Source organism: Butyricicoccus sp. AF18-9LB (assembly GCF_027684505.1).
In the GTDB taxonomy this organism is placed as follows: domain Bacteria; phylum Bacillota; class Clostridia; order Oscillospirales; family Butyricicoccaceae; genus Agathobaculum; species Agathobaculum butyriciproducens.
This window is the reverse complement of record NZ_JAQCWA010000013.1, coordinates 62,731-76,505: the sequence shown is the minus strand read 5'-3', so window position 1 is coordinate 76,505 and position 13,775 is coordinate 62,731. Positions and strand designations below refer to the sequence as shown.

The 13,775-nt window shown below is 55.0% G+C and carries 10 protein-coding genes and 2 riboswitches; of the genes, 6 read left to right on the top strand and 4 right to left on the bottom strand.

Features of this window, described 5'->3' with window-relative positions; translation table 11 throughout:
- Window positions 1-63: 63 nt before the first annotated feature.
- The 4 genes from PGY33_RS09260 to PGY33_RS14500 form a co-directional block, all read right to left on the bottom strand.
- Entirely contained in the window at window positions 64-999 is a 936-nt protein-coding gene (locus PGY33_RS09260) for a nuclease-related domain-containing protein (protein ID WP_270478360.1), read from the bottom strand.
- Between the two features lie 271 nt (window positions 1,000-1,270).
- Window positions 1,271-2,095: a TlpA family protein disulfide reductase gene (locus PGY33_RS09255; protein WP_270478357.1), complete on the bottom strand. Its 825-nt coding sequence runs from the start codon at window positions 2,093-2,095 to the stop codon at window positions 1,271-1,273.
- Complete coding sequence (locus PGY33_RS09250) at window positions 2,095-2,985, bottom strand: 4Fe-4S binding protein (RefSeq protein ID WP_270478355.1); 891 nt, start codon at window positions 2,983-2,985, stop codon at window positions 2,095-2,097. The genes PGY33_RS09255 and PGY33_RS09250 overlap by 1 nt, the downstream gene beginning before the upstream one ends.
- Window positions 2,978-3,067 carry a CD1871A family CXXC motif-containing protein gene (locus PGY33_RS14500; RefSeq protein WP_442865572.1) on the bottom strand — a complete coding sequence of 30 codons (90 nt, stop codon included), beginning with the start codon at window positions 3,065-3,067 and terminating at the stop codon, window positions 2,978-2,980. Before PGY33_RS14500 ends, PGY33_RS09250 begins: the two co-directional genes overlap by 8 nt.
- Before the next feature lie 218 nt (window positions 3,068-3,285).
- Here PGY33_RS14500 and PGY33_RS09240 point away from each other — a divergent pair, with 218 nt between their 5' ends.
- The 6 genes from PGY33_RS09240 (at window position 3,286) to PGY33_RS09215 (ending at window position 13,393) form a co-directional block, all read left to right on the top strand.
- Window positions 3,286-3,960 carry a response regulator transcription factor gene (locus PGY33_RS09240; RefSeq protein ID WP_195387371.1) on the top strand — a complete coding sequence of 225 codons (675 nt, stop codon included), beginning with the start codon at window positions 3,286-3,288 and terminating at the stop codon, window positions 3,958-3,960.
- Window positions 3,957-5,108 (top strand): sensor histidine kinase, encoded by a 1,152-nt coding sequence (locus tag PGY33_RS09235; RefSeq protein WP_270478353.1) that lies wholly within the window; start codon window positions 3,957-3,959, stop codon window positions 5,106-5,108. Before PGY33_RS09240 ends, PGY33_RS09235 begins: the two co-directional genes overlap by 4 nt.
- A 224-nt stretch (window positions 5,109-5,332) precedes the next feature.
- Window positions 5,333-7,813, top strand: a complete 2,481-nt coding sequence (locus PGY33_RS09230) for a helix-turn-helix transcriptional regulator (RefSeq protein ID WP_270478351.1) — start codon at window positions 5,333-5,335, stop codon at window positions 7,811-7,813.
- Window positions 7,814-7,902: 89 nt separating this feature from the next.
- The gene (locus PGY33_RS09225) at window positions 7,903-8,169 is read left to right on the top strand and encodes a hypothetical protein (RefSeq protein WP_270478350.1); all 267 of its coding nucleotides are present in this window, start codon (window positions 7,903-7,905) and stop codon (window positions 8,167-8,169) included.
- On the top strand, window positions 8,162-12,193 hold the full coding sequence (locus PGY33_RS09220; protein WP_270478348.1) for an S-layer homology domain-containing protein: 4,032 nt from the start codon (window positions 8,162-8,164) through the stop codon (window positions 12,191-12,193). The genes PGY33_RS09225 and PGY33_RS09220 overlap by 8 nt, the downstream gene beginning before the upstream one ends.
- 274 nt (window positions 12,194-12,467) lie before the next feature.
- A riboswitch (cyclic di-GMP riboswitch) is annotated at window positions 12,468-12,556 on the top strand.
- Window positions 12,557-12,571: 15 nt separating this feature from the next.
- Window positions 12,572-13,393 carry a transglutaminase-like domain-containing protein gene (locus PGY33_RS09215; protein WP_270478347.1) on the top strand — a complete coding sequence of 274 codons (822 nt, stop codon included), beginning with the start codon at window positions 12,572-12,574 and terminating at the stop codon, window positions 13,391-13,393.
- A gap of 276 nt (window positions 13,394-13,669) precedes the next feature.
- Window positions 13,670-13,764, top strand: a riboswitch (cyclic di-GMP riboswitch).
- Window positions 13,765-13,775 lie beyond the last annotated feature (11 nt).

Here is a 13,775-nt window from a genome sequence, read left to right as displayed (position 1 = left end):
TTTTACTTCAAAATATTGTCTAACTTTTTGGGGTCACTTCAGCAAGTCATGCCGCTTTTCTGTTTATTTGTTTTCGGTTTTCACGATTTTCTTTATAAAATGACATTGAGGAAATCCTGTGCAGCCCCAGAATTTTTCGCCGATATGCGCGCCGCGTCTGGCCTCCCGCATGACAAGCGGCTTGCCGCACTTCGGACAGCATTTTCCCTCCGACGGCGCAGGCGCAGGCTGCTCGGCGACAGGCTGGTCCTCCAGCTCCTCCTGCTTGAATTTTTCGATATAGGTGATTGGCCTTTCAATGTGCATCTGCAGATACCGCGCACCCATTCCCTTCAAATCTTTCAAAGAAGAAGCCGATTCCTTGGACGCCTTATTCATTCGTTGTATCGTTTCAATTAACTGGTCTGCCCGAATGACCTGTGCCTTGACCTCTTTCTTCGCATATCGGTCGTTGACAACAGTTTTCGGGTTGGCAAGCACGACTAAGCCCCTAAAAAAGTCCTTAAACAAGTAATTCTTCCATGCGGCAAGGATTTTGCCGTCATTTTCGCTCCTTCGCTCCTTGAGCACCTGCAAATGCCGCTGATTCTGCGTAATCGGCGAATAAATTCCCTCTTTATAGTACCGACCGCCGCAGCGAATTGTGCGGATAAAATCGCCCTTGCTGTTGATCTCGATATTGCCGAACAGATTTTTGCACTCCAACACAAAGTTAATCTTTGGAGTCAGTACCAGAAAGTCAATCTGTGCCGAGGCACCGGACACGCTTTCAATATACAAATCGTGCAGCACAACCATATCCATACCGCTGTTTTTCAGCTCAAACAGAATATTATTCTCACCGATAATACCGGCTTTCACCACGGCAATCTCTTTTGCGATTTTTTTCGCGTTTTCTCCGGCTGCCTTTTCCGCCAGCTCCTCCAGCTGCCGCAGATACTCCTTTGCGTTGCTGGATTCTTTCGCAATCACAACCTCCGGTTTTGAAAACAGTCCCATGTTTATCCCTCGTGTTTCTCTTTTTCCTGCGATTTGCGCTTGTATAATTTTAGTATATCATATAGGCGAAACAAGGAAAAGTTCCGTCCTCAAATTTATCCACAGGTTTGTGCATATCTTCGTGGATGTTTCCGCAGGCACGCAAAAGCCGCAGACGAAAGTCTGCGGCTTTTGCGCTTACTTGGCCCTGCTAATCTCCGTTGCCTTTCTCGGCACAATCTGCGCTGTGTATATTTATGATGCAGATTGCAGCGGCAATCACACTCGGGTGTTATTTTCCGTCGTTTGCAATCGCGGTGTCAATATTCTCCTGCAGCTGCTTCATGCTGTTTTCGTTCGTGATGCCGCCGAGTACCGGTTCACCGACGATTTTTCCGTTCCGGTCGATAACATAGGTGGTCGGGAATGACATGATGTTCAGTGCAAACTTGCCTGCCTCGCTGCCGGATGCAAAGGTAATGTTGCGGTAGGATGCCCCCTTGGTCTGCAGAATCTGTTTAGCGGTAGCAATGGCATCCGCATTGTCATCGAGCGTTTCCGTATTGATGCCGATAACCTCGCCGCCCTGCGCCTTGACAGTCTGATTCAGCTTGTCCAGATCACCAAGTTCAGCCACGCACGGCTTGCAGCCGCTGAACCAGAAATTCACGACGGTGAACGCATTGTCTGCGAACAGGCTGCTGTCCACGGCATTGCCGTCCAGATCCTTGCCCTCGAAGGACGGGAACGTATCACCGGCCGAGGCGGTGTTTGCCTCTGCTGTTTCCGGCGGAAGTGCCTGCAGCTGGTCCTCCAGCTTGCGGACCTTGGCGGCATCGTCGGTCAGCGTCTTGTAGTCCTCGTCCGAGAGCTGGTCCTTGACGTTTTTAATCGCAAGATCGAGCACATCGGCGTAGTTGGTGCTCTGGGTGCTCTGCGACAGATTGTCCTTGTCGAGCGAATTCAGAGCCGTTGTCCACAGCTCCTGGTGCTGGTCGAGGATGGCGTTTTCCTCCGCTATCAGCTCGGAGACGGTTTTTGCCGGTTTGCCGCAGGCGGATGCGCCGAGCAGCAGGCTTACGGACAGGGCAAATGCGATCAGTCGATTCTTTTTCATTAGATAGTTTCTCCTTTGTCAGTCGTTTGGGTTTTATCGCCCAGACCGTAGCGGTAGCAGATGGCACCGGTCGGGCAGGCTTTGATGCACATACCGCAGCGGATACACTCGGCATGATTGGGGTTTTTTGTAATATCCACATCCATTTTGCAGGCTTTGGCGCACGCACCGCAGGATACGCACTTATGCGTATCCACCTGCATCTGAAACAGTGAAACACGGTTCAGCAGGGCGTAAAAGGCGCCGAGCGGGCACAGCCACTTGCAGAATGGACGGTAAAACAGCACGCTGCACACGATAACGGTCAGCAGAACGGCTGCTTTCCAGGTAAACAGTGCGCCGAGCGCGGCACGGATGCCGGAGTTGACCGCCGCCAGCGGCAGCGCGCCCTCGAGCACGCCCTGCGGGCACAGGTACTTGCAGAAGAACGGGTCGCCCATGCCGAGCTCGTTTGTGATGAGGACGGGCAGCAGCACCACCATGATCAGCAGCACCGCATATTTCACATAGCGGAGCGGCTTCAGCCTTTTGGTGGACAGCTTAGGCGAGGGGATCTTGTGCAGCAGCTCCTGAAACCAGCCGAACGGGCACAGAAAACCGCAGATGAACCGTCCGAGCAGGACGCCGAGCAGGATCAAGATACCGGTGATGTAATACGAAAACCGGAACTTCGACGAGCCGACGACCGCCTGAAATGCGCCGATCGGGCACGCGCCCGCCGCGCCGGGACAGGAATAGCAGTTCAGGCCGGGCACGCAGACCGCCTTGCCGCCGCCCTGATATAATTTGCCCTGCAAAAAATTCGGCAGGTGGATATTGGTCAGTAGGGTGGCTGCTGCCTGTATCCAGCCGCGAAAGCGGGCTAAAACCGGAATATTTCTCTTATCCAATCCCAACACACTCCATACACAGGCGGATCGCCTTTGATAATACCGTATCGGCTTCGCCTCTCCATAGGCCGAACCCGATCATTGCAATGCCGACTGCCAGCAGGAAGAGCTGGGCGGCGGTTCTGTGCTTCAGCATTGTTATGCCCCTTTCGAAGTTGTTGACACCAGTATACCGCACGGGAGATAAAATCTGTGTTAAGGTGCTAAAAAACAAAAAATTTTTTGCAACAGATTTCGTTAACACAAATTTTATCCCTGTCTGGTATAATAAAGGTATGAAAACACAAAGGAGGAAAGCTCATGCGGCTTTTGGTGATAGAGGACGAGCGTGATCTGTGCGAAGATATTGCGAAAAAACTGCGCCTGTCCGGTTATGAGGCGGACACTTGCGTTGACGGGGAGGCGGCGCTCGAGCTGCTGGCGGTGGAGCGCTACGATCTGGTGCTGCTCGACCTTAACCTGCCCAAGGTAGACGGTATGACCGTTCTGCGAACCCTGCGGGAGCATGATCAGGAGACCGGCGTGCTCATCCTGTCGGCGCGAAGCGAAATTTCCGACAAGGTGGACGGACTGGATGCCGGCGCGAACGATTATCTGTCCAAACCGTTCCATCTGGAGGAGCTGGAGGCGCGGGTACGCAGCCTGACACGCCGCCGGTTCGTCCAGCAGGATGTGTGCCTGCGGTGCGGCGGGCTGACATTTGACACACGCAGCCGCGCCGCTGCGGCGAACGGACAGGCCCTGTCGCTCACGCGCAAGGAGAGCGGCATTCTGGAATATCTGCTGCTCAATCGCGGGCGGCCGGTCAGTCAGGAGGAGCTCATCGAGCACGTTTGGGACAGCAGCGTGGACAGCTTCAGCAATTCCATCCGCGTACACATCTCCATGCTGCGGAAAAAACTGCGTGCGGCACTGGGATACGACCCGATCCGCAACAAGATCGGACAGGGCTACGAGATAGGAGCGGGCGAATGAGCAAACGAATTTCTGTCCAGTGGCGCATTACGATATTGACCGCGCTGCTCATCGCGGCGGCGTGTGTGAGCCTGAATTTGCTGCTGTTTTACTCAGGCTCGGGCAGCATGGATGCGCTGAACGGCTTTGTGGTGGAATACAAGACGGAAAACCAGCAGGAAATGACCATTCAGATACCCAAAGAGAATATGCAGGCATTTTTTAGTGACTTTTCGCAGCAGGTCAATGAAGAAAAGGTGCGTTTTGAGCGCATAGGCTGGTACATCACCGCACTGGTGACACTGCTGAGTGCCATTATCGCGTATTTCTTCAGCGGAAAGGCTTTGAAGCCGCTGAAGGATTTTGCACAGCAGACCGAACAGATCAACGAGGAAAGCCTGACGGACACCCGTCTGCCGGAGGATACGACTGCCGAGTTCCGGCAGCTGAGCGAGTCGGTGAACGCCATGCTGGACCGGCTGGCGCAGTCGTTCGATGCACAGCGGCAGTTTACGGGCAACGCCGCCCATGAGCTGCGGACACCGCTGGCGCTGATGCAGACAAGGTTGGAGCTCTTTGCGGCAGAACATCGGCAGATGAGCGAAGAAACTGCGAAATTGCTGCATTTTCAGCAGGAGCAGGTTGAGCGCCTGAGTGCGCTTGTGCGTACCCTGCTTGAGATGAGCGACCTGCGGTCGGTGCCGCGCACCGACCGTATCGACCTTGCACCGATGGTTGAGGAGGTGTTGGTCGATTTGACACCGCTGGCACAGAAAAACGGTATTACACTGACGCAAGCAGGCGAAAACGTGCAGTTTATCGGCAGCGATGTGCTGCTGTATCGGCTGCTGTTCAATTTGACAGAGAACGCGATCAAGTACAACCGCACGGGCGGTTCGGTGGAAGTGTCTGTCGAGCAGGAAGGCGGTCAGGCGGCAATCCGCGTGCGGGATACCGGTCCGGGCATTGCCGAGGAATACCGGGACAGCATCTTTCAGCCGTTTTTCCGCGTGGATAAGTCGCGCAGCCGCGCAATGGGCGGCGTGGGACTGGGACTGGCGCTCGTGCAGGAGATTGTCCGCCTGCATGGCGGCACAGTGCGCGTTGAACAGAGCGCAGATACGGGAACGACTATTCTGGTAACACTGCCGGTTGGAAAAGCGGCTTGACGCGCAAATTGAGGGCATATATACGCACTGCTGTTCAGCATGCGCTGCTGCACCGTATATTTAAGGTATAAAAACATCAGCTGCAGGGGAGCTGCCGGAAGGCGGCTCCCTTATTTATGCACGCTGCCTTAACAGCATACACGGTTTACACCCGCTCTGAAATCCCGTATAATTTAGACAGTATAACGGACAGGAGAGCACATTACAGTATTCGGAGGTGCGCCATGCCAAAATCGAAATGGAATCTGAACACGATCTACATATCTGAGCGACTGCAGGAGAGCCTGCGGCCAATCTCGCGCTGTGCCATGACGACCGTGGTTGCACCCATGGGCTACGGCAAAACGACGGCGGTGGAGTGGTATCTCGCGGAACGTGCCAGAGCCGAAGCGCCGTACATTGTGCGCATCAGTGTGTACTCGGGCAATCTTGCGATTTTCTGGAAAAGTGTGCAGGACGCCTTTGCGCGTGCAGGCTTTGCCTTTCTGCGTGAGTACGACTGTCCGACCGACGGAGCCAGCGGCGGACTTCTGATCGACGATCTGTGTCATGCGCTGACCGGTGAGAAGTCCTGCTATATTTTTATTGACGATTTTCACCTGCTGACCGACAAGCGCGCACCGGGATTCCTGTGTGCGCTGGCCGGACGGCTGCCGCCCAATGTTCATCTGATTTTAGCCAGCCGTGACCTGTTTCTGCCGGCGGCAGAGCTTGTCCGGCTGGGCGGAAAGGTGTACCAGATCGGCACGGCGCAGCTTCGGCTTAACCATACCGAGCTGGCGGTCTATACCAAGCGGTGCGGAACCGCGCTTTCCGATGAGCAGATAGATACGCTGCTGTATTATAGCGAGGGCTGGTTTTCGGCGGTTTATCTGAATCTGCGGATGTTTTCCGAGCACGGTGTGCTGCCGGACCCGAATTCGGATATTTCATCCATCTTTACGGCTGCGATGCTTGATCCGCTGCCCGAAAAACAGCGGGAATTCCTTGCGGTGATGGGACTTGCCGACGAATTTACGGTCGAAATGGCGCAGTTCGTCATGGCAGACGCGCACGCCGAGGACCTGCTTGCCGCGCTGACCGGGCAGAATGCGTTTGTCAAGCGTCTGCCGGACGGCGTGACCTACCGGTTTCATCACATGATGAAGGAATGCGCGCTGCACACCTTCCTGTCCATGCCGAAGGAGCGGCAGACCGTCTACCGCGGGCGGCTCGGCATCTGGTATGAGGATCATCGGCTGTATCTGCATGCCATGATCGAGTACCGGCAAAACGGCGATTACGATGCGATGCTGCGCACGCTGCAGAAGGATGCAGGCATTCTGCTTTCCTCGCTGCACCCGAAGGCAGTGCTGGCAGCACTGGACGAATGCCCGGCAGCGGTGCTCGCAAGCCATCCGCTGGCGATTCTGGTGCTGATGCGGAGTATGTTCAACTGGCGCAATATTCCGAAAATGCTGGAGCTGAAGGAGCTGCTGCTGACGGCGATTTCCGAAAATACAGCGCTTTCCGCACAGGAAAAAGGCGATTTGCGGGGAGAATGCGACCTGATCATGAGCTTCCTCTGCTATAACGATATCAGCGCCATGAGCCGCCTGCACCGGAGTGCCAGCGCGCAGATGTCGCGGAAGGCGATCAGCATCCAGTCCGGCGGCGGCTGGACCTTCGGTTCACCGTCCGTGCTGATGATGTTTTACCGCGCACCGGGCGAGCTGCAGAGCGAGCTTGCTGAGATGGATGAGTGCATGCCGCACTATTATAAAATCACCGGCAATCACGGTCAGGGTGCCGAGACTATCATGCGTGCCGAGGCGGCGTTCCTGCAGGGACGCTTAACGGATGCACATATCGAACTCGAAAGCGCGTGCGCCCGGATTCAGGACAACGGGCAGGCCAATATGGCGCTGTGCTGTGATTTTCTGGCGTGGCGGCTGTCGCTGTTTGCGGAGATGAAGTATCACTGCACGCTTGCCGAGCGGCACGCGGAGCTGCTGCGGCAGCACAATGCTTCCTGGCTGAACCTATGGAACGCGATTGCGGCGTATTATTACGCTTTGCTTGGCAAAACCGACAAGATTCCGGAGGTTTTCCGCGCGCACAGGCTTTCAACCGTGCATACACTTGCACCGGGCAAGCCGATGATCGAGATGATCGAAAATCAGGTCGGTCTGGCACAGGGCGACTACGCCCGTGTCGTTGGCCGGAGCGAAAGACTGCTTGCTGTGTGCGAAGGCATGCACTACGCACTGGTCGCAATGCATATCCGCATCCAGACGGCAGCGGCGTATGAAATGCTGGGTAAGCATGCGGAGGCACAGGCGCAGCTCGATCAGGCACTGACCGACGCGGAACCGGACGGCTTTGTCATTCCGTTTGCGGAGAATTATCGCTATCTCAAGCCATTGCTGGCAGAGCGGCTGCAAACCGGAACGGTTGCGCAGATCATCGAACTGGGAGAAGCCGTAGAGCGGCGAAAGGCCGGATTTGACCGTCCGGAAGCCCTGTCTGCGCTGACCGAGCGGGAATATGAGATTGTCCGGCTGATGGCACAGCGGCTGAACAACCGTGAGATCGCGGAAAAGCTGTATCTGTCCGAGGGCAGTATCCGGCAGTATGTGAATCAAATCTACACCAAACTGCAGATAGCAGGAGAGCCGCGCGCGAAGCGCAAGCTGCTGCTCGACCTGCTTGCGGATAAAAACTAACAACTTGTGAATGGTTTTTTGGAAAGGTTCACCGTATCCTATAGGTACGGTGAACCTTTTATTTTGTGTAGGCGAGAGGAGGCACGCATTTGGACCGGAAATATATAAAGGATGTCAAGCCGCTGACCGACCACGTTCTGCAGGTCGATTTTATCTCCGGCAGCCGCCTGCTGCTGGATATGAAGCCCTATCTGGATAAATTCCGATTCCGGTCACTTTCCGACCCGCAGGTGTGGAACAGCGCGGTGACAAACGGTATTTTTGTCCGCTTCGGTGATGTGGAGATGAGCCATAACGAGCTGTTTTCCATGGCGGAGCAGGAACACCACAGAAAAGGAGGAAAATGGTATGAGTAAAAAGCAGATGATACGACGGCGAGGTTTATGCGGCCTGTTGGCGGTGGCGATGTGTATAGGGATGCTGCCCCCAACAGCCGGGGCAGCCGTGACGGCAGAAAACGACTGGGAGATCTTTGATGCCTCGGACACCTACAATCTGCCGGGCACACAGGAGCAGATTTTGCAGGAGATGATCCAGAATCCCAAATTTGCGGAGCAGTGGGCGGCTATTGCGAACGATATTCTGCCTGCACAGTTTTATGCGGATGACGATGTAGGCAGAAAATACTTTGATTACAAGGACTTTACAGCGGACAGCTACAGCGCAGACAATCTGAAATACACCGACAAGGGTCTGCGTGATGCAGTAACTAAGGCGGTTGACAATTCCGGTCTTCGGGATGGCTCCGGAGTCATCGACAAGCTGCCGGAAGGGGAATTTCCCGTATTTTATGCCTCCACTTATGAAACCCAGGGATATTCCTCTCAGTCTGGCCAGTACAACGGCTACCACGGCACCGGCTACGGCTACTATGTGCAGGCGTTCTACGACTTCGAAATTCAAGGCATTGCGGACCGGTTTGAGACGCCCTCCATCGCGGCGGACGACACAACGGCGTCGCTCGAGCAGAAGGGCTACCAGTTTAATCTGGGCGGCAGCTCGGACAGCTACAAGGTGACGGCGGAAAACCGCAACGACTTCGAAAACACGGTCGAGAAGAGCTATACCTATGAAAAGAGCACTACGACCTCGACCACGGTCTCCAATACCTATTCGCAGAACTGGACCGAGGAGACCACGGTAGGCGTCGAATTCAGCGTGCCCGTTCTGGCCGCGCTTTCGCCCACCGCCAAGGTCGAGCAGAGCTTTTCCTACTCCTATGGCATGGAAAAGACCTACGAGAGCAGCAAGGAGGAGTCCTACGCGCAGTCCATTACGGATACCATCTCCGTACCGCTGCCGGCGCATACGGGTCTCGACATCAATGTCGATGTGACCGACCTGCAAACGACCATCCCCTATACCGGCGCGGTGTACATCAAATATAAGACCATGATTCTCTCAGCTACCGGTTATCATGTAACCAAAGTGAATGGCACCAGTGCAGATAGATGGAAAGGACGGGAGTTTAAGCAGTATACCTTCGGCCGGAACGGCAGAAGTGCAATCGAGGATCTGGATGCCCGCATCGAAAACCGGAATGTCTCCGGCTACGACCCCGACAAGCTGGACATGAACACCCTGTATCAGGGAGCATTCAAGACGACAGCCGATCAGCTGCGCTCCGGTCAGCCGGTCGCGCCGTACTTCGGTTCGTTCCATTACACCTCCAAGAACACCGTCATCACCCCGCAGAAGGTGTACCCGATCTATGCGCTCGATCGTCTGGTACCTGATACCGAACAGGTCTCGCTGTACGAGCAGCAAAGCCTGCGTCTGGACAGCATCAAGGTTGAGGCGAAGAACGAACACGACGTGGACTGGTACGGCTTCAATCCCCGCCTGAGCGGCGAATGGACGGTTGTGGACGAAGGCCTGAACGACGCTTCGGAGTACGCCGAGGTCACGACAAACCGCAATGGCTACCCTGTCCTCAATGCGCTCAAGCCGAATGACGGAGCACAGCTGTTCCTGTGCTATCAGCCGAAGGCTACGATCGAAACAACGGATGATTTCAACAGCGAGCTGATGGAACTGACCATCCTGCCCGTTGTGCTTTCCTCGGTTACGGTAGAGGGCAGCTTTGAGCCGTTCTACTTCAACGACGGCAGCAACACCGCCGATGTTTCGAATCTGACCGTGACCGCTAAGGACGAGGACGGCAACGACTTCAACGTAACCGACAGAGTCAAGTGGTATGCAGAAGCAAACGATGACATTACGGTTGACGAAACCACGGGCGACATTGCGTTCACCGCACCGGGAACCTATCAGATCTATGCCGTAGTGAACGGCACGGAATCCAACCGTGTACCGCTGCAGGTTCTGCCCGAGCGGCAGCTCGATACGCTGACCGTGAACGGCACGATTCCCGATCTGATCTATAACGACGATACGGCGAACACCTTTGACCTGAGCACGCTCGATGTGGAGGCCAAAGATCAGTACGGCGAGGACATGATGCTCCAAGATGGCCTGTTCGAGTGGCGGCTTGCCTCGGATAAGGGCTATGCCGCAATCAGCGGCAGCACAATCACCGGCCTTGTAGTCGGCACGGATACCGTTACCCTGTATTATCCGGTCGGACAGGACGAGCAGGGCGAAACGGTCTATCGGACGGCACAGCCGCTGCCCGTACAGGTGACGGCAAAGCCCTATCTGAATGAGCTGTATTATAATGACGGCGCTCCCGCCGCAGTAGAGGGCGCAGCGTATGATCTGTCCCGCATCCCTCTGCTGGCCCGTGATCAGCACGGCAATCCCTGTGCGGTTCCATCGGACATCGAGTGGACGCTGGCAGACACCAATCAGACCAATGCCACGATTGAAAACGGAAAACTGCTCGTTGCGGTTGGCAGTGTCCCGGATGCCTCCTATGCGGATGTGATTCTGGAAGCCTCCTCTGCCTCTGCCGGCAAGACTGCAAAGAATGTCGTTGTTAAGGTCGAGCAGCAGCCGACCCTCAAGACAATCCGCGCCGATATGAAGGACGGTTTTGTCCTGCGGCTGGATGAAAATGCGGTTCTTGCAGATCAGTTTACCGCTGCCGGCTACGATCAGTATGGCAGAGAAATGACCGGCGGCAGCTTTGAATGGGTTACCTCCAAGCCGGATGTGGTTTCGCTCGAAAACGGAACACTCAAGGCACTGAAAGAAGATTCTACCGAGATCTATGCCCGTTCCGGCGACATCGAGAGTAACCACATTACGCTGACGGTCAATGCCCCGAGACGGCTGACTGCGATTACCGCAGACAGAATTCCGTCGTCCGTTCGGAAAAACACTACGCTGGATCTGTCTGCAGCTAAGGTAACGACGCTCGATCAGTTCGGCAAGGCCTTTACTCCGGAAGAGCTGGCGGCCTATCCGGCTTCTGTACGATGGACGCTGGAAAAGAATGATACGCACGCCGTTATCAGCGGAAATACACTCAGCTTTGGTGATCAGGATGGCACGATGACCCTGATCTGTGCTGCGGTCAACGCAGACACCAATGTGATCGTGGAAAAGAAGATTATCATTCGCATCACAGACTCCACCTCCGGCGGCGGCTCGTCCGGCGGCGGTGGTGGCGGAGGAGGCGGCGGCTTCTCCGCACCCAGCTATTCGGTATCTGTAGATGATGTAAAGCACGGCACTGTCACCGTATCTCCCGAGTCTGCGTCCAAGGGCGACACCGTGACCATCACGGCAGCACCCGACAAGGGCTACGTCCTCGAAAGCCTGACCGCGCTGGACAAGGACGGCAAGGCGCTCGAACTGACCGACAAGGGCGGCGGCAGGTACACCTTCGTCATGCCGGCCGGCAAGGTCACGGTGAAGGCGGTCTTTATGGATGACAACACCATGCTCAACTTCTTCACCGACGTGCACGCGGAGGATTACTACTACGATGCAGTCCTCTGGGCGGCGCAGAAGGGCATTACCGGAGGTATGAGCGACACGCTGTTTGCTCCGAACGCTGCCTGCACCAGAGCGCAGATTGTAACCTTCCTGTGGCGTGCGGCGGGTTCGCCTGAACCGAAGGCGCTGAGCAGCTTCGCGGATGTTCCGGCAGATGCATACTACGCCAAGGCGGTTGCGTGGGCGGTTGAGAATGGCATTACCGAGGGCACGAGCGATACAACATTTGCACCCGGCACCATCTGCACGAGAGCACAAGGCGCAGCGCTCTTGTACCGTGCGGCAGGCAGTCCGGCGGTTAGCGGCAGCGCGGCCTTCACCGATGTACCTGTCGATGCATACTACGCTGATGCGGCAGCATGGGCAGAGCAGAAGGGCATCACCGGCGGCATCGGAAACGGTCTGTTCGGTCCGCATAACAACTGCACGAGAGCACAGATCGTCACGTTCCTGTACAGACTGTACGGCAGAAAATAAGCAAATCAACCGATGGAAAGCGGCGGCAGGGGTATTCCCTTGCCGCCGTCTGTTTACCGATTTTTTGCCGCCATCTCACGCTGCGGAGCGAGTTGCATTCCCGGACAAACCGCTGCAATATGAGCGGAAGAAGCGGAAAAATGTCATATTATCGGTAAATCTGCGGCAGCATGTCATAATTTCTTCTTATTTTGTAAAACCCTGTTGACAAAACACGATAGATGCGCTATAGTGAGGATAAAAGAAGATGATGCAGTCGCTTTGACCGCATCTCAAACGATAATAGCAAACCCACCGAAAGGTGGCGACGCAAAGCTATAGGGCCTTACCCCTCATCGAGAGGGCTGGCAGCCAGTTACCGAAAGGAGATCGCCGGATATGAAGCGGCTTTTTCGTATTGCATGCGCAGTTTTTGCAGCAGCTGCCCTCTCGATGGGCGTTACCGCAGTAGCATTAAATGATGTTGTGGATATGAGTAATTCCACCCACGGTTATGTTACCGTAAACTACTCCTCGAGTGCAAGGCTCAAGGTTGGTATTCAGTACAACGGCGGCAAGACCGTATTCTATGATTGCCCGAGCGGCAAGGATGCTTCCTTCTCTCTCGATAAGGGCAACGGCAAGTACACCGTAACGCTGTACCGCAACGTTTCCGGTACGTCCTATCAGCAGGTCGAGTCCAAGTCCATGAACGTAACCGTTAAGGACAGCTATGCTCCGTATCTGGCCTCCACTTCCGAGGTTCAGTTCTCCAAGGGCGACACGGTATCCGCTAAGGCTGCTGAGCTCTGCAAGAACGCCAAGACTGACGAGGCTAAGGTTATCGCCATCTACAACTACATGGCAAGCCGTTATACATATGATAACAAGCTGGCGAAAGAGATCACCAGCGGCAAGATCACCAAGTACATCCCGGATACCGCCGCTACCCTGAAGGGCACCACCGGTATCTGCTACGATTTTTCCTCGCTGTTTGCAGCAATGTGCCGCAGCCAGGGCATCCCGTGTGCACTGACCAAGGGTTACGCCGGCTCCAGCTACCATGCTTGGAACAAGGTAAACCTGAACGGCAAGTGGTATCAGATCGACCTGACCTACGCGGTTACCCGCAGCGTGAAGAACGCAAAAACCCTGCATGACTGTGTATCTCCGCTGACCTACACCAACACCAGCGATGCGCTTGCAGTAGCTGCGGCTTAACACGTTTCCGTTTTACTTTGTATGCAAATGGTCCTGATTGGATGCGTTTATGTCCGATCAGCGGCGATTTATTGCATAAAAACGATTCCGGATTGAAATCCTTCTTCGCTTTTTACAGTATTTGTTTGTTATTCGCGGGCATTTATGGTATACTGAAGAAGAGGATCCGGAGGATTTCTGTCCTGCGCAGGCAAAGGACTGTGTATGCAGTCCGGCGTGTCTGCCGACAGAAAAGATCGTAAAATTCTGTGCATGACTTCCGTAAAGGGATACAGGTACAGACAAAGGCACAGCCGGTGAAAACCGGTGTCGCAAAGCCAGATGGGCCTAAACGGAGGTTTTTCCTCTCCGCATGGCAGCCGGTTGCCAAAGGTACTTTGTA